Source organism: Streptomyces ferrugineus (assembly GCF_015160855.1).
Classification (GTDB): domain Bacteria; phylum Actinomycetota; class Actinomycetes; order Streptomycetales; family Streptomycetaceae; genus Streptomyces; species Streptomyces ferrugineus.
The window spans coordinates 9,763,753-9,778,073 of record NZ_CP063373.1; the positions used below are offsets into that span (position 1 = coordinate 9,763,753).

Annotated in this window: 16 protein-coding genes and 1 pseudogene; 9 read left to right on the plus strand and 8 right to left on the minus strand. The window is 70.6% G+C overall.

The window, feature by feature from the left end; all coding sequences use genetic code 11:
- The first annotated feature begins 67 nt into the window (after positions 1-67).
- From IM697_RS43505 to IM697_RS43515, 3 genes are all read left to right on the plus strand, one after another.
- Positions 68-769: a GntR family transcriptional regulator gene (locus IM697_RS43505; RefSeq protein WP_194043094.1), complete on the plus strand. Its 702-nt coding sequence runs from the start codon at positions 68-70 to the stop codon at positions 767-769.
- A complete protein-coding gene (locus tag IM697_RS43510; RefSeq protein WP_194043096.1) occupies positions 766-3,249 on the plus strand; it encodes a dolichyl-phosphate beta-glucosyltransferase in 2,484 nt (827 codons plus the stop codon). Before IM697_RS43505 ends, IM697_RS43510 begins: the two co-directional genes overlap by 4 nt.
- 87 nt (positions 3,250-3,336) lie before the next feature.
- Positions 3,337-3,987, plus strand: coding sequence for a phospholipase D-like domain-containing protein (locus IM697_RS43515; protein ID WP_194043098.1), 651 nt, complete (start codon positions 3,337-3,339; stop codon positions 3,985-3,987).
- Here the strand turns inward: IM697_RS43515 and IM697_RS43520 are convergent.
- The 5 genes from IM697_RS43520 to IM697_RS43540 all read right to left on the minus strand — a co-directional run bounded on the left by IM697_RS43520 (position 3,980) and on the right by IM697_RS43540 (position 6,255).
- The gene (locus tag IM697_RS43520) at positions 3,980-4,270 is read right to left on the minus strand and encodes a hypothetical protein (protein WP_194043100.1); all 291 of its coding nucleotides are present in this window, start codon (positions 4,268-4,270) and stop codon (positions 3,980-3,982) included. The two genes, IM697_RS43515 and IM697_RS43520, sit on opposite strands and share 8 nt — an antisense overlap.
- Positions 4,271-4,403: 133 nt before the next feature.
- Entirely contained in the window at positions 4,404-4,817 is a 414-nt protein-coding gene (locus tag IM697_RS43525; protein WP_194043102.1) for a PIN domain-containing protein, read from the minus strand.
- Positions 4,814-5,077 carry a hypothetical protein gene (locus IM697_RS43530; protein ID WP_228044417.1) on the minus strand — a complete coding sequence of 88 codons (264 nt, stop codon included), beginning with the start codon at positions 5,075-5,077 and terminating at the stop codon, positions 4,814-4,816. Before IM697_RS43530 ends, IM697_RS43525 begins: the two co-directional genes overlap by 4 nt.
- Positions 5,078-5,145: 68 nt before the next feature.
- Positions 5,146-5,703: a hypothetical protein gene (locus tag IM697_RS43535; protein ID WP_194043106.1), complete on the minus strand. Its 558-nt coding sequence runs from the start codon at positions 5,701-5,703 to the stop codon at positions 5,146-5,148.
- A 174-nt stretch (positions 5,704-5,877) separates the two neighbouring features.
- Positions 5,878-6,255 carry a hypothetical protein gene (locus IM697_RS43540; protein WP_194050135.1) on the minus strand — a complete coding sequence of 126 codons (378 nt, stop codon included), beginning with the start codon at positions 6,253-6,255 and terminating at the stop codon, positions 5,878-5,880.
- Here IM697_RS43540 and IM697_RS43545 point away from each other — a divergent pair.
- The 3 genes and pseudogenes from IM697_RS43545 to IM697_RS43555 all read left to right on the plus strand — a co-directional run.
- A pseudogene (locus tag IM697_RS43545) lies at positions 6,214-6,702 on the plus strand (DUF5753 domain-containing protein); the annotation flags it as partial. The gene IM697_RS43540 and the pseudogene IM697_RS43545 sit on opposite strands and share 42 nt — an antisense overlap.
- On the plus strand, positions 6,699-6,887 hold the full coding sequence (locus IM697_RS43550) for a DUF397 domain-containing protein (RefSeq protein ID WP_194043110.1): 189 nt from the start codon (positions 6,699-6,701) through the stop codon (positions 6,885-6,887). The pseudogene IM697_RS43545 and the gene IM697_RS43550, both read left to right, overlap by 4 nt.
- A gap of 134 nt (positions 6,888-7,021) precedes the next feature.
- The gene (locus IM697_RS43555; protein ID WP_194043112.1) at positions 7,022-7,375 is read left to right on the plus strand and encodes a peptidase inhibitor family I36 protein; all 354 of its coding nucleotides are present in this window, start codon (positions 7,022-7,024) and stop codon (positions 7,373-7,375) included.
- An 84-nt stretch (positions 7,376-7,459) separates the two neighbouring features.
- Here the strand turns inward: IM697_RS43555 and IM697_RS43560 are convergent, their stop codons facing one another.
- A complete protein-coding gene (locus IM697_RS43560) occupies positions 7,460-8,743 on the minus strand; it encodes an adenylosuccinate synthase (RefSeq protein WP_194043114.1) in 1,284 nt (427 codons plus the stop codon).
- A gap of 197 nt (positions 8,744-8,940) precedes the next feature.
- On the opposite strand from IM697_RS43560, the gene IM697_RS43565 reads away from it, so the two are divergent.
- Complete coding sequence (locus IM697_RS43565) at positions 8,941-9,804, plus strand: diacylglycerol kinase family protein (RefSeq protein ID WP_194043117.1); 864 nt, start codon at positions 8,941-8,943, stop codon at positions 9,802-9,804.
- A 35-nt stretch (positions 9,805-9,839) separates the two neighbouring features.
- Here IM697_RS43565 and IM697_RS43570 read toward each other — a convergent pair whose 3' ends face one another.
- Entirely contained in the window at positions 9,840-10,334 is a 495-nt protein-coding gene (locus tag IM697_RS43570; protein ID WP_194043119.1) for a GbsR/MarR family transcriptional regulator, read from the minus strand.
- A gap of 114 nt (positions 10,335-10,448) precedes the next feature.
- Here IM697_RS43570 and IM697_RS43575 point away from each other — a divergent pair, with 114 nt between their 5' ends.
- Both IM697_RS43575 and IM697_RS43580 read left to right on the plus strand, forming a co-directional pair.
- Complete coding sequence (locus IM697_RS43575; protein ID WP_194043121.1) at positions 10,449-11,384, plus strand: ABC transporter ATP-binding protein; 936 nt, start codon at positions 10,449-10,451, stop codon at positions 11,382-11,384.
- Positions 11,381-13,039: an ABC transporter permease gene (locus IM697_RS43580; protein ID WP_194043123.1), complete on the plus strand. Its 1,659-nt coding sequence runs from the start codon at positions 11,381-11,383 to the stop codon at positions 13,037-13,039. Before IM697_RS43575 ends, IM697_RS43580 begins: the two co-directional genes overlap by 4 nt.
- 25 nt (positions 13,040-13,064) lie before the next feature.
- Here IM697_RS43580 and IM697_RS43585 read toward each other — a convergent pair whose 3' ends face one another.
- On the minus strand, positions 13,065-14,285 hold the full coding sequence (locus IM697_RS43585; protein ID WP_194043125.1) for a cytochrome P450: 1,221 nt from the start codon (positions 14,283-14,285) through the stop codon (positions 13,065-13,067).
- Positions 14,286-14,321: the final 36 nt, after the last annotated feature.

The window sequence follows — 14,321 nt, forward strand, 5'->3', positions numbered from 1 at the left end:
AAGGTGGCGTGCTCGTAGACATAGACGTGCACGCCACCTCATCGCGACGACGGGAGACGCCCTGACCATGCCCGGCACCAGCGGCAACGGCTCCGTGACGCGAAGTACCCTGCGCCAGCAGATCGCGGACGCGCTGCGGGACGAGGTACTGGCCGGGCGGCTCCAGGCGGGCCGGGAATTCACCGTGAAGGAGATCGCCGAGCTGTACGGCGTCTCCGCCACCCCGGTACGCGAGGCACTCGTCGACCTCTCCGCACAGGGCCTCCTGGAGGCCGACCAGCACCGCGGCTTCCGCGTCCACGAGTACTCCGTCGAGGACTACCGCGGCATCGTCGAGGCCCGCGCCCTGGTCCTCGACGGCATGTTCCAGGTCCTGGCCACCGACCGGGCGCGCCACCGCGACCCCGACGACCCCCGCGTCCACACCGCCGTCGTCGGCGTGCGCCGCCGCGCCGAGGAGGCCCAGCGCGCCGCCATCGCCGGCGACCTCACCGTGCTCATCGGCTACGACCTGCGCTTCTGGCGCGAGCTCGCCGCCCTCTTCGGCAACCCCTACCTCGCCGACTTCCTGCACCGGCTGCGCCTGCAGTCCTGGGTCTGCGCGGTCCAGCACCTGCGCCGCCTGCACGATCTACGCGGCCACCTGTGGTCCCGGCACACCGAACTGGTCGACGCCCTGATGCGCCGCGACCTGCCCTCCGCCCGTTCGATCATCGCCGCCCACGACGCGGACTCCCTCGCCCTGATCGAGCGGCTGGCGGCCGGATGAGCCCCGAGCAGGGCCTGCCCGAGCTCTCCGCGGACATCACCGAACACGACCCCGACGAGGCCTGCCCCTGCGAGCTGTCCGTCGTCATCCCCGCCTACAACGAGCGGCACCGGCTCACCCCCACCCTCGACGCCCTCACCGACCACCTGAACGCCGACCGGGCCCGCTGGCCCTCCTGGGAGATCGTCGTCGCCGACGACGGCTCCACCGACGCCACCGGCGATCTCGTCACCGCCCGCCAGGACCCCCGTGTCCGCCTGGTCACCGGCACCCGCAACCGCGGCAAGGGCCACGCCCTGCGCCTGGGCGTCGCCGCCTCCCGGGGCCGCCGCGTGCTGGTCACCGACGCCGATCTCGCGACCCCGATCGAGGAGCTGGAGCGGCTCGACAAGGCGCTCGGCGAGGGCAACTGCGCGGCGATCGGCTCCCGTTCGGTCCCCGGCGCCTCGATCGGCGACCGCCAGCACCGGCTGCGCGAACTCCTGGGCCGCGCCGGGAACGTACTGATACGCCGTACGGCCCTGCCCGGCATCCACGACACCCAGTGCGGCTTCAAGCTCTTCGACGGCGACCGCGCCCGCGAGGCCTACGCCGCCTCCCGCGTCAACGGCTGGGGCATCGACGTGGAGGTCTTACGCCACCTCCGCCGCGCGGGTCTCACCGTCGCCGAGGTCCCCGTCCGCTGGTCGCACCGGCCCGGCTCCAAGGTCGGCCCCCTCGACTACGCCCGCGTCCTCACCGAGATAGCCCGGATCGCACTGCGCTCCCTGCGCCCCGCCGACCTCTACGCCGGCCTCCTGTTCCTCCTGATGTCGGTGGCCCTCTACTCCGGCCGCTTCTTCGACCCGGCCCACCGCTACCTCCCCGACTCGCTGCGCGACCAGAACCAGTGGGAGTGGTTCTTCGCGGTCACGGCCGACAACGTCGCCCACCTCCGCAACCCCCTCTTCACCGACCTCCAGGGCTTCCCCGACGGCGTCAACCTCATGGCCAACACGGTCATGCTGGGCCTGTCCGTCCCCCTCACGCCCCTGACGCTCACCGCCGGGCCCGCGGTCACTCTCAGCCTGGTCATGACGCTGGGCCTCGCCGCCACCGCCGCGGCCTGGTACCGGCTGATCGTCAAGTACGTCGTACGCGGCCGGATCCCGGCCTTCGTGGGCGCCTCGCTCGCCGCCTTCGCCCCGCCGATGGTCAGCCACGCCCACGCGCACCCGAACTTCGTCGTCCTGTTCATGATCCCGCTGATCATCGACCGCGCCCTGCGCCTGTGCACGGGCACCCGGGTGGTACGGGACGCGGTGGTGCTCGGCCTGATGGCGGCGTACCAGATCTTCCTCGGCGAGGAGCCGTTGCTGCTCGCGGCGCTGGGCATGCTGCTGTTCGCCGCTGCCCACGCCGTCGCACGGCCGGAGACGGCACGCGCGTCCTGGCGGCCCCTGCTCAAGGGGCTCGTCATCGCCGCCTCCGTCTGTCTTCCGCTCGTCGTGTATCCGCTCGTCTGGCAGTTCGCCGGCCCGCAGAGCTACACCGACATCGAGCACAACCCCCGCTCCTTCAACAGCCCCCTCGCCCTGCTCTCCTTCGCCGAGCGCTCCTGGCTCGCGGGCGACGCCAGGACGGCGAACGCGCTGGCCTTCAACACCACCGAGCAGAACGCCTTCTACGGCTGGCCGCTGGCCCTGCTCGCCTTCGCGATCCTCGTACGGCTGTGGGAGCGGGCCCTGGTCAGGGCGCTGGCGTTCACGGCGGTGGCGGCGGCCCTGCTGTCCCTGGGACGGGAGTTCCGTATTCCGCTCACCCGCATCACCCTCCCCGGCCCCTGGGAACTCCTCGCCGACAAGCCGCTGTTCGAGGCGGTCGTCGAGAGCCGGGTCGCGATGATCTGCGCCCCCGCGCTGGGCATGCTGCTCGCCGTCGCCCTGGACAAGCTGCTCACAGCCCGCCCCCTGACCACGCGCTACGTCGGCCTGCTCGGCGTCGGTCTCGCGCTCCTCCCGCTCATCCCCGCCCCGCTGCGGGCGGTCGACCGCGTCGACGTCCCCGCCTTCATCGCGGACGGCACCTGGAAGTCGTACGTCCGCGACGGCGAGGCACTCGTACCGGTGCCGCTGCCCGACCCCTCCGACGCGGAGGCGCTGCACTGGCAGACCGAGGCCGGTCTCGGCTTCAAGCTGGCGGGCGGCTACTTCAACGGCCCCTACGGCGACGAACGCGTCGGCATCTACGGCGCCGAGCCCCGCTTCACCTCCAACCTGCTGCGCGATGTGCGCAACTCGGGCGACGTACCGCCGGTCAACGACTCCTGGCGGCAGCAGGCCCGGGCCGACCTGGCGTACTGGAGGGCGGGTGTCCTGGTGCTTGCCCCGCAGCCGAACGACCGGGCGCTGCGTGAGACGGTGGAGAAGCTGGTGGGCGGGCCCGGTAGGTGGGTCGACGGCGTATGGGTATGGGACCTGCACGAGCGGGGACCCGGGTGAGGCCCGTACGAGGGGATCCGCCCCCGAGCCGCACCGACTACCCTTCCCTGACCGACGTGCTACACGAGCTGTGCGAGGAGTCCTCTTTTGGCCTGTGACCTGTGGCTGGTACCGCTTGTCGATGTGTTGTGCCACACCCCCGACAACCCTTTCGCCGAGGAACTCGCGCAATACAACAAGGTGCTCGCCGAGGCCGGGCTGCCACCGGTGCCGGTGTACCAGTACATGCCGGGCCTGTCCGGCGACGTCGCCCCGGTCGCCGGCTTCGACTACGACGCGCTGCACTTCCTGCGCCGCGCGTATCTGCTCCAGGTCTGCGGCCTTGCGGTGACGCCGGTCGACGAACTGGGCGGCGACTACGAACAGCTGCTGGAGATGTTCGAGTCGACGGCCCAGCAGTCGCACCTGGTCTGGCACTACGACCACGCGGGCGCCTATGTCCCGGTCGACTTCCCGGGTCCGCTGGCCAACGACGAGCTCCTCGCGGGCGGCGGCCCGTTGGGCTCCTCGCAGGCACTGCTGCGCGAGCTGGAGTCCGTGGCCCCGGTGATCGGTATCGACCCGGCCAACCCCCCGACGGCGCCGCAGCCCCCGCTCGCCCCCACGTCCCTGGAGGAACCGGCCGTGCCCGCCCCGTACGACCCCAGCCCTTTCGCCCGCGAACGGCACGTCTGGCTGGGGCTGCACGCGGCGGCGACGCGGAGTCTGGCGCAGGGTTCGATGATCGTCTTCAGCTGATCTGGGCCAGGCCCTTCTGCAGATCATCGACGTTCATGAGCGGGAAGACCTCGACCGTGGCGCCGAGTTCGTTGAAGAACACCTCGCTGTCCGGGACCAGCTCGGTGCTGTCCTTCATGTCGAAGACCAGGAAGGCGGTCCGCCGGCCGCCCTCGGGCCCGAAGTAGGCGGCCTCCGGCTTGAGCCGCTCCATGCCCCTCTTCATCAGCTCCGGCATCCTGCCACTGCGGATGACTTCGGAGGCCTTCTCGGTGTCGAGGGTCGCCTTGAGCATGACGCGCATCGCGTTCGCCTTTCTCTGGGTACGTGCGGGGTCGTGCAGCCTCAGGCTATGGGCGGGATGTGCGGTTTGCCCGTTCAGTACTCCACCAGGGGCCGGGAGAGGGAGGACACCGGGCGGGTGCCCTCCCCTCGGTTCACCGCTGACGCGGCAACCGGATGGTGCGCACGAGGGGCATGTCCGCGTACTGGTCCGGTTCGACGGTCAGCACATGGCGCCCATCAGGCCAGTCCGGCGTCGGCCGGGACAGATGGATCGCGTGGCCGAGCCGCCACTCCACTCCGTCGCGCAACAGCGCACCCACGGTGGACGCCCCGGAGAAGTCCAACTCGACGATCTCCACGGCGGGCAGCGCTCCGACATGCTCGGCGAGCCCTTTGCGCATGCCGTCCGCAGCAGCCAGGCACAGCGCCGGAACGTACACGTGCCGAGTGGGCCCGTGCTCGTTGTTCGCGACGAACTGAGAGGCCAGAGAGTTCCCCGAGCCGAGCGCCAGCAGGGCCGACTCGTCGAAGACGACGCCGGTCGACCCAGTCCTCGCCGCGCTCACAGGCTGTCCACGGGCCGGCCGGCCTCAAGGTCCTGCCAGACCTTCTCCACCCTGTCGTGGTCCTCGTCCGTGAGCGTCACGCCGAAGTGCGTCTCGCAGTACGCCTTGGTCTCCTCGTACCGCTTGCGCAGTTCCTCCTTCGTCGGCGTGGCACCCGCCAGTTCGGCGATCAGGTCGCGCATGGTCATCCCCCGCTCGCGGGCGAGAACCATGAGGCGGTCACGGACAGCGGGGTCAACCTTGACGGTAGTGTCAGCCACCACGCCAGTATACCTCCGGTATACCGTCTCTGTCCGTTCAAGCAATGTGGTCATCGCATTCCTTTCGATTACCTCAACCGGCCCACGGACGCGCGCCGGAAGCCTTCCTGGACCTCGACAACCCTGACCGGCCGAGAGGTCGGCGCCTCTGGGCATCCGCGCACCAGACACGCCTCGACATGCGCGGACGCCGAGTGCACCGGCCCCGGCCACTCGTACGCCAGCGCCGCCCGCACCCGCGCACTGCTGACGCCCCGCTCCCACCACCTCTCGACGAGCGGCGCGAGTCGCAGCGCCTCGGCGCCGTCGAGGGTGAGCCGGCGGTCGATGTCCCTGAGCGAGATGAGCAGGTGCGCGGCACGCACGGTCTGCCTGCTCGGGGCGTCGGACTCCGGGACTTTTTCGGTTTCACCCGTTCGTGGATCGGCTTCGTACGGGGTGTCGAACACCTCATAGACGACGGGGCGTTGGCCCGCCACCCCCGCCCGCCGCAGATACCGCCGTTCCTCCAGCTCACGCAGGGCGTCGGCGACCCGCCTCCGCCCCTTCGCACTGGGCGTGGCCAGCGCACGGAGGGTGACTCGGGCGCGGTTGGGGAGGGCCAGCAGGCACGTCAGTACGCTCACCGCGCGCCAGGAGATGCTCCGGTCGCGGAGTAGGGCGAGCGAGAAGCCTGAAAAGACGCGCGCAGGCGTCGTACGATGAGTACGCATCTGGAGAGTACGCTCCGGGTGTCGAGCCCCCGGGTGTTGGCGCACCGCGGGGGCATTTCGTTTGTTGCTGTGACTCGTTCACGTTCTTCACCCCTGCGAGTGAAGGACGGTGCACAGCAGGCGCGCATGGACGAAGCGGTCGGAGGTCGTCGGGCGGTAGCGCCAACTCAAGGGCCAGGTCAGGCCGTTGAGCGCGGGTACCGGGATGTACGAGACACGGCTCGGACCGGCGGTGAGGCGGGTGACGCTTTCGGGCCAGGCGCGGTGGGACGTACTACCGACGGGCACGAGGAAGTAGACCCCGCGCCGACCCGTCGCCGTCTCCACGATCGGCCCCGGATCACCGCCGGTCATCCGCGCGAGCCAGTCGGCGACGTCCCGGCCCCCCTCGCCGTCGACCCTGATCGCGTCGAACTGGACGCCGGCCTTGCGGAGTTGGATGCCGCGCTGATCGGCGGCGGCTATCCGCCCCTCAAGGACGAGCGTGTGGAGGAGCTGGTCGAGGCGCGGCTGGCACGACGGGCGCTCCTCGACCGGGACCCGACGGCCCTGATCGAGCTGATCGTCGAGGAGTCCGCGCTGCGGCGCACGATTGGTGGCCGGGAGGTTATGCGCGGGCAGCTACTGCACCTCGTGGAGTGCGCGAAGCGCCGCAATGTGACGGTCCAGGTGTTGCCGACGGGCTGCGGGCTGGATGGTGAACACGCCGGCTGCCGCGGTGACATGACCCTCGTGGAAACTCCCGATCACGAGCACCTCGTCTACCTGGAGCCACAGGACGAAAGCATCCTCGTCAGCGACGCGGCCAAGGTGACGACATACATGCACCGTTATGCGAAGATCCGATCACAGGCCTTGGGCCCACGCGAGTCGCTGGGCCTCGTCGAGCAGTTGGCAGGAGAGCTCCAGTGACCGGCACTCTGCGGTGGTTCAAGTCCAGCTACAGCAGTGACAGTGGCGGCGAATGCCTCGAAGTCGCCCGCTGCCCCCAAACCCCCACCGCCATCCACATCCGCGACTCCAAGAACCCCGACGGCCCGAACCTCACCGTCTCCGGCCACGCCTGGGCCCACTTCATCGGCGGCGCCGCCCGCTGATGTCCTTCGGGCATGTCAAGGCATGTGACCCTCCCATGTCATAGGTTCCCGCCTGGAAGACCCCCGTGGATGCTGGTCCGGTCGGAACAGCCTGACATCAGGGGGAATACACCATGCGTTTGAGGACCATCGGCATGCTCGCAGCCACCGGCACACTGGCGGCGACCGCCGGCCTCTCGGGTACCGCCGCCGCCGGGGAGGTCGGCGTCACCGCGGCCTGTCCCAGGGGCGCGTTCTGCATGTACACCGGGGCGAACCAGACGGGCACGATGTACGCGAGGTACAGCAACTGGTCCGGCACCATCTCCGGCATCAAGTCCGTCTACAACAACGGCAATCCCCAGCCGGGATACGACCACGTGAACTTCACCTGGCAGTACAACGGCAACACCTTCACCAAGTGCTTCCACTACCCCTTCGACACCCCGTACAAGACGAACTACGTCGGGGTCACCGCGAAGAAGGTCGTCTGGCGCGGCGAGTGCTGAGCCGCTGACCCCTCCATCGCCCAAGGGCCGGTCAAGGACACCCATGTCCCTTGACCGGCCCTGTGGCCTGCCCTATGGCCCGCCCTACAGGAACGAGTTGATCTCGATCGTCTCGTCCCGGCCCGGACCCACGCCGATCGCGGAGATCGGGGCGCCGGACATCTCCTCCAGCGCCTTGACGTAGTTCTGGGCGTTCTTCGGCAGGTCGGAGAAGGACTTGGCGGACGTGATGTCCTCGGACCAGCCGGGCAGGGTCTCGTAGACCGGCTTCGCGTGGTGGAAGTCGGACTGCGAGTACGGCAGCTCCTCGACGCGCTTGCCGTCGATCTCGTACGCCACGCAGACCGGGATCTCCTCCCAGCCGGTGAGCACGTCGAGCTTGGTGAGGAAGAAGTCGGTCAGGCCGTTCACGCGGGTCGCGTAGCGGGCGATGACCGCGTCGAACCAGCCGCAGCGCCGGTCACGGCCGGTGGTGACACCCCGCTCGCCGCCGATGCGGCGCAGCGCCTCGCCGTCCTCGTCGAAGAGTTCGGTGGGGAAGGGGCCGGCGCCGACGCGGGTCGTGTAGGCCTTGAGGATGCCGATGACGCGGCTGATCTTCGTCGGGCCGACGCCCGCGCCGGTGCAGGCACCGCCGGCGGTGGGGTTGCTCGACGTCACGAACGGATACGTGCCGTGGTCGATGTCGAGCAGGGTGCCCTGGCCGCCCTCGAAGAGGACCACCTTGTCGTCCTCCAGGGCCTGGTTGAGGACCAGGACGGTGTCGGCGACGTACGGCTCGATCTTGGCCGCGTAGCCGAGCAGCTCCTCGACGACCTGGTCGACGGCGATCGCGCGCCGGTTGTAGAGCTTGGTGAGGACCTGGTTCTTGACGTCGAGGGCGGCTTCGACCTTCTGGGTGAGGATCGACTCGTCGTACAGGTCCTGCACGCGGATGCCGACGCGGTTGATCTTGTCGGCGTAGGTCGGGCCGATGCCGCGGCCGGTGGTCCCGATCTTCCGCTTCCCGAGGAAGCGTTCCGTCACCTTGTCCACCGTCACGTTGTACGGCGTGATGATGTGCGCGTTTCCGCTGATGAGGAGCTTGGACGTGTCAACGCCGCGCTCGTTCAGACCGCTCAGCTCGGAGAGCAGGACCGACGGGTCGACGACGACGCCGTTGCCGATGACCGGGGTACACCCCGGCGAGAGGATGCCGGAGGGGAGAAGGTGGAGGGCATACTTCTGGTCGCCGACGACGACCGTGTGGCCGGCGTTGTTGCCGCCCTGATAGCGGACCACGTAGTCGACGGATCCGCCGAGCAGGTCGGTGGCCTTGCCTTTACCCTCGTCACCCCACTGAGCACCGAGCAGCACAAGTGCGGGCACGCGCGTACACCCCTTCCGGGCGGGGCATGTCCAAGGTCAGGGGTGCACGCGTAAGGTGTTCCGCCGCGTGCACCAGCACCGGCCGCGACCTTCGTTGGCCGCGAACCGTCGGACCGGATGGCCCCGGAATAGACGAAGCCCCTGGCGCAATAGCGCAAGGGGCTCTTGCACAAAGATGCTACCCGAGGAAGCGAGGCATGGCCGAGGTGGCGACTTTCGCGATATCCGATCAGCTGCTGGTGGTGATCGATCCGATCGCCCGGAGGACGGACGGAGAGTCCGTGAGGATCGCGAAAGACGTGCTCAGCGCGGGTGCGGCGACGAAGGTGTGTCTACCGGAGGGCCCGGACGAATTCGCCCGGGCGCTGGCGCGGCGCGGCGCTCGCCGGCCGGTGGTGATAGGCGACGACGGGGCGCTGACCCGTGCGGTGGCGCTGCTGCACCGGCAGCGGCAGCTGGCGGAATGCGTGCTGTCGGTGGTGCCGGTCGGGGGCGCGCTGGCGCTGGCCGGATCCCTCGGGGTGCCGACGGGCGCGGTCGCGGCGGCGCGGGCGGTGCTGGACGGGGTGGAGCGGCGGCTCGATCTGCTCGTGGACGACAGCGACGGGGTGGTGCTGGGCGCGCTGCGGATCCCGCCGATACGCGACCCCGGCGCGCCGGCCGGGGCGAGCGCGGTGGGGCCGGGTGCGGGGCGGCCTTGGCTGCGTACGTGCCAGTCACTCGTACGGACCCTGGTGCCGGCCCGGGGCACCCCCGAGACCGCTGCGGCGGGGCCGTCCCGGCTGCGGGTCGAGGTCGACGGGGCGACGCTGGTGGACCTCGGCCATCCGGTGGAGGCGGTGTCGGTGACGCCGGGGTCCTCGGGAGTGGCCGCGGTGGAGGTACGCCCGGCCTCGGTGGGCGCGGAGGCGTCGCCGCTGCGGGCCGAGGGGCGGACGGTGACCGTGTCGGGGGCGCATTTCCGGTACCGGGCGGACACGGCGGTGTCCGGGCCGGTGCGCCGGCGGACGTGGACGGTGGGGGAAGGCGCGCTGCGGTTGGTGTTGCCGGGGGCCGGGTGAGCCGTCGGGCCGTGGGGCCGTCGGGCCGCCAGGCCTCACGTGCCGAAGGTCGCCTCCCGGTGTTCCCGCCACCGTTCCATCAGCTTGCCGAACTCGCCCTCCAGGAACTCGAAGAAGGCCAGCGTCTCGGCGATGCGCCGGCCGCCGGGGGTCGCGGCGCCCAGGCTGTCGACGCCCTCGCGCAGGGTGGCCTCCCAGCGCCTGAGTATGGCGTCGCGGTTGGTCATCGCCTCGTACCACTGGTCGCTGTGCACCCGGTAGCGCTCGCGCCGCGAGCCCGGTTCGCGTTCGCGGGAGACCATGTGGACCTGGGCGAGATAGCGCACCGCGCCGGAGATCGCGGCCGGGCTGACCCGGAGCTGTTCGCCGAGCTCGGCGGAGGTCAGGGCGCCGGCGTCGGACGCGAGCAGCGCGGCGAACACGCGCGCGGCCATACGCTGCATCCCGGCCTCGACCAGCTGCGCCGCGAACGCCTCCACGAACTTCGACACCGCTTCGGGATCCCGGCCCGCCTCACTCGGTTGCGTCATCCGTAGATCATCTCCCTTGCGTTCGCCCAGCTCGCGCGGCACCCCCGAGCCTATCCGCGATTTATACGCTTCCTTAACTTCACAAATTTGTGAAGTCAACGTACGTTCTGAAGCATGACGAAGGCAATCACCGTCTCCGGACTGCACAAGTCGTTCGGAAAGACGCGCGCGCTCGACGGCCTCGACCTGGACGTCGAGACCGGCGAGGTCCACGGCTTCCTCGGCCCCAACGGCGCCGGCAAGTCCACCACGATCCGGGTCCTGCTGGGCCTGCTGCGCGCCGATTCCGGTGCCACCCAGGTGCTCGGCCGGGATCCGTGGGCCGACGCGGTCGAGCTGCACCGGCATCTCGCCTACGTCCCCGGCGACGTCGAGCTGTGGCCCAATCTCACCGGCGGCGAGGCCATCGACCTGCTCGCGCGGCTGCGCGGGGGCATCAACAAGCAGCGCCGGGCCGACCTCATCGAGCGCTTCGACCTGGACCCCACCAAGAAGGGCCGCGCCTACTCCAAGGGCAACCGGCAGAAGGTCGCCATCGTCGCCGCGCTCGCCTCCGACGCCGAGCTGCTGCTGCTCGACGAGCCGACCGCGGGCCTGGACCCGCTGATGGAGGTCGTCTTCCAGGACGTCATCGTCGAGGCCAAGGCCGCCGGCAAGACCGTGCTGCTCTCCAGCCACATCCTGGCCCAGGTGGAGAAGCTCGCCGACCGGGTGAGCATCATCCGGCTCGGGCGGATCGTGCAGTCCGGCACGCTCACCGAGATGCGCCACCTGACCCGTACGACGATCGAGGCCGAGACCGAGCGCCCCGCCACCGGCCTGGACGCGCTGCCCGGCATCCACGACCTGCAGACCGCCGACGGCCGCGTCCGCTTCGCGGTCGACGGCGCCCAGGTCGACGGCGCCGTGCGCAAGCTCACCGAGTTCGGCATCCGCAGCCTGGTCAGCCACCCGCCGACGCTGGAGGAGCTCATGCTCCGCCACTACGGCGACGAGCTGGCCGCCAACGGGCACTCCGGCAACGGCCACAGCAACGGAGCGGCGAAATGACCACCGCCACCACCGCCAAGGCCCCGGCCCCCGCCGCTCCCGTCACCGGCGGCAACACCCTGGCCGGCACCCGCACCCTGATCCGCTTCGCCCTGCGCCGGGACCGCATCCGGCTCCCGGTGTGGATCCTGGCGCTGTTCCTCGGCACCCTGTCCACGGCCCAGAACTACAAGCAGCTCTACGGCGACCCCAAGGATCGCGCGAACGTCGTCAAGACCATGGACAGCCCGGCCGGCCTCGCCATGTCGGGCCCCCGCCACTACCTCGACGACTACAACTTCGGCTCGATGCTGGGCCACCAGATGCTCGGCTTCATGGCCGTCCTCGTCGGCCTGATGAGCGTGCTGATCATCACCCGGCACACCCGCGCCGAGGAGGAGACCGGCCGCGCCGAGCTGGTGCGCTCGACGGTCGTGGGCCGCCACGCCCACCTCGCCGCCGCCCTGTCGGTCGCGGTCCTCGCCAACCTGGTCCTGGCCCTGCTGCTCGCCTTCGGCCTGTCCGGCGCGGGCATCGAGGGCATCGGCGGCACCGGGTCGCTGCTCTACGGCCTCGACCACGCGGCCGTCGGCGTCGTCTTCGCCGCCGTCGCCGCGATCACCGTCCAGATCACCGCCCACACGCGCGGCGCGAGCGGCATGGCACTCGCGGTCATCGGTGTCGCGTACGTGCTGCGCGCCGCCGGCGACAGCGGCTCCAGCGGCGCCCTGTCCTGGCTGTCGCCGATCGGCTGGGCGCAGCGTACGTACCCGTACGTCGACAACGCCTGGTGGCCGCTGCTGCTGTGCCTCGCGTTCGCGGGGGTCTGTGCGACGGTCGGCTTCGTGCTCTCCACCCGGCGGGACGTGGGCGCGGGACTGCGCCCGGAGAAGCTGGGCAGCCCGGCCGCCTCCGACGCGCTCACCACACCGGTCGGCTTCGCGCTGCGGCTGCACCGCGGCATGCTGGTCGGCTTCGGGGTCGGCCTGTTCGTGATGGGCGCGATGTACGGCTCGATCCTCGGGGACGCCGAGGACATGCTGAAGGACATCGACGAGATCCAGGAGGCCCTGGACCGCATCGGCGGCTCCAGCATCGCCGAGTCGTTCGCCTCGATGGTGATGGTCGTCATCACGGTCGTCGCGGCGGTGTACGTGGTGATGGCCGCCCTGCGCCCCCGCTCGGAGGAGACCGCGGGCCGCGCCGAGCCGCTGCTCGCCACCGGCCTCTCGCGCAGCCGCTGGGTCGGCAGCCACCTGGCGACGGCCATGGGCGGCGGCACGCTCGTGCTGCTGCTGGCCGGGCTCGGCTTCGGCGTCTCGGGCGCGGCCTCGACCGGCGACGGCGGGCTGCTGCTGAAGCTGGTCGGCGCGGCCCTCGCCTACGCACCGGCCCTGTGGGTCACGGTCGGTGTGGCGGTCGTGCTCTTCGGCTGGTTCCCGCGCGCGAGCGCCGCGGCCTGGGTCGTCCCCGTGTACGCCTTCGTCGTCGGCTACCTCGGCCAGATCCTCCAGTTCCCGGACTGGATGAACAACCTCTCCCCCTTCGGCCACGTCCCGCAGCTTCCCGCCGCGGAGATGTCCTGGACCCCGCTGCTGGTGCTGACGCTGGTCGCCGCGGGCCTGGTGTGGCTGGGGCTCGAGGGGTTCCGGCGCCGGGATCTGGAGACGAAGTAGCCCATCGCCGTGGGGGGCGCCCCCATCAGGCCACTGATACCTCCAACCCTGACAAGCCCCGGATGACGAAGTTCGGCTTCCGCTCCGGCTCGGCCGCCAGGCGCAGGGCCGGGGCCCTCTCCAGCAGGGCCGTCATGGAGGCCGCGAGTTCGATGCGGGCCAGCGGGGCGCCGATGCAGTAGTGGATGCCGGCGCTGAAGGAGATGTGCGGGTTCTCCTTGCGGGTCAGGTCCAGACGGTCCGGGTTGGTGAAGACCTCCGGGTCATGGTTCGCGGAGCCGAACAGCATCGCGATCTCCGCGCCGCGCGGGATCGTCGTGCCGGCGATCTCGATCTCGTCCAGGACCCAGCGCTCGAAGAGCTGGAGCGGGGTGTCGTAGCGCATCAGCTCCTCGATCGCCGACGGGATCAGGGAGTGGTCGGCGCGCAGCGCGGCCAGTTGGCCGGGGTTGCGGAACAGCGCGTACCAGCCGTTGACCGTGGCGTTCACCGTGGCCTCGTGGCCGGCGTTGAGGAGGAGGACCGCCGTGGAGATCATCTCCTGCTCGGTGAGTCGGTCGCCCTCGTCGTGGGCCTCGATCAGGCCGGAGATCAGGTCGTCGCCCGGCTCCTTGCGGCGGGCCGCGATCAGCTCCCGCAGGTAGTCCGAGAACCCGACCGAGGCACGGACCGCCCTGGTCGCCGTCTCCCGCGACGGGTTCAGCTCGTACATTCCGCAGATGTCCGCCGACCAGGGCCGCAGCTGCCCCCGGTCCGCCTCGGGGATGCCCAGCATCTCGGCGATCACCGCGACCGGCAGCGGCTCGGCGACATCCGCCAGCAGATCGCCGCCGCCCGCCTCGACCAGATCGGCCACCAGCTCGCCCGCCAGCCCCTGCACATACGGCTTCAGCCGCTCCACCGTGCGCGGTGTGAAGGCCTTCGACACCAGCCGGCGGATCCGTGTGTGGTCCGGCGGCTCCAGGTCGAGCATCCCGTGGTCGTTGAGGACGTGGAACGGCTCGTGCTCGGGCGGCGGCGCGGTGCGGCCGAAGTCCTCATGGGTGAAGCGGTGCTGATACGTCCGGCCCAGCCGCCGGTCCCGCAGCAGCGCCGAGACATCCGCGTGGTGCGGGACCAGCCACTGGTCGGTGGGCTCGTAGTAGTGCACCCGGCCCCGGTCCCGCAGCTCGGCGTAGGCCGGGTACGGGTCGGCCAGGAACGCCGGGTCCCAGGGATCGAAAGCGAGGTCGAAAGGAGCTGCCATGCGTGGACGTTAGAACGCCTTCCCCCTCCCTGACCA